Origin of the sequence: Streptomyces sp. GC420 (assembly GCF_009916105.1) — a bacterium.
In the GTDB taxonomy this organism is placed as follows: Bacteria; Actinomycetota; Actinomycetes; order Streptomycetales; family Streptomycetaceae; genus Streptomyces.
In genome coordinates, this window is the sequence record NZ_JAAAXQ010000752.1 from 1 (window position 1) to 1,323 (window position 1,323).

Here is a 1,323-nt window from a genome sequence, read left to right on the forward strand (position 1 = left end):
GCCCGGGAGCGGCGAGGCCGGGGGACTCGCCAGCTGGCGGTCATCGGATATTGCGGTGAACACCGAACCGTCCCGGCCCTACCTTCGGCGCATGACGAACTCCGCACAACGAACGGAACGACTCGCGCCGATCGCGGCGGGGGTCACCGTCGTGCTCTGGGCCTCGGCCTTCGTGTCGATCCGCAGCGCGGGCGAGGCCTACTCCCCCGGCGCGCTCGCCCTCGGCCGGCTGCTCTCCGGAGCGCTGGTGCTCGGGGCGATCCTCCTGATACGCCGCGAGGGGCTGCCTCCCCGCGCCGCGTGGCCCGGTATCACCGTCTCCGGGCTGCTGTGGTTCGGGCTGTACATGGTGGCGCTCAACTGGGGCGAGCAGAAGGTCGACGCGGGCACGGCCGCGCTGGTGGTGAACATCGGGCCGATCCTGATCGCCCTGCTGGCGGGGTGGCTGCTCGGGGAAGGGCTGCCGCCGAGGCTGCTCGCCGGCATGGGTGTGTCGTTCGCGGGCGCGGTCGTCGTCGGGATGTCCATGTCGGGCGAGGGGGGTTCGTCCGTCCTCGGGGTGCTGCTGTGCCTGCTCGCGGCGGTCGCGTACGCCGCCGGAGTGGTGGGCCAGAAGCCCGCGCTGCGGCACGCGAGCGCCCTGCAGGTGACGACCTTCGGGTGCGTGGCCGGGGCCGCGGCGTGCCTGCCCTTCACCGGGCAGCTGCTCGGCCAGATCGGCGACGCCCCGCTGTCCGCCACCCTCAACATGGTCTATCTGGGCGTCTTCCCCACCGCGCTCGCCTTCACGACCTGGGCATACGCCCTCGCCCGTACGACGGCGGGCAGGATGGGCGCGACGACGTACGCCGTGCCCGCGCTGGTCGTCGTGATGTCCTGGCTGGTCCTCGACGAGGTGCCGGGCGGACTGACGCTGGTGGGCGGCCTGCTGTGCCTGGGCGGGGTCGCCGTCTCACGCTCCCGGCCGCGCGGGGGCGGGCCGGCGTCCAGTGCCGGACCCGTCGGCGCCGAGGTCCCCGGACCGCCCGCCGCGCGCCGGGGACCGTCCTCCTGACACGCATCCGCGGGCCGGGCACCGGCCCCGGTACGCGTCACCCGGGCCGCGCAGCCCGGACCCCGGACCGCGCGGCCCGGGGCTGCGACCCGCGCCCGGCACGGCACCGCACCCCGGACCGGTCGAGGACACTCGGGCTGGCAGGCCCGAGCCGGGCGCCCGGCTCGGGCCGCGGCCCCGCCCGGGCCGCAGGTCGCGCGGCGAGCGGGACCGTCCGGGGGCGGCAGGGGCAGGGCGAGCCCTGGCTGCCGCAGCCCGAGGCCTGGAAG

1 protein-coding gene is annotated in these 1,323 nt (G+C 76.4%); it reads left to right on the plus strand.

What is annotated here, in order from left to right; genetic code table 11:
- Positions 1–91 precede the first annotated feature (91 nt).
- Positions 92–1,054, plus strand: coding sequence for a DMT family transporter (locus GUY61_RS38385; protein ID WP_166634903.1), 963 nt, complete (start codon positions 92–94; stop codon positions 1,052–1,054).
- The last annotated feature ends 269 nt before the right edge of the window (positions 1,055–1,323 follow it).

Coding starts and splice junctions, on each gene's coding strand:
- GUY61_RS38385 (WP_166634903.1), top strand. CDS start 92: ATGACGAACTCCGCACAACGAACGGAACGACTCGCGCCGATCGCGGCG.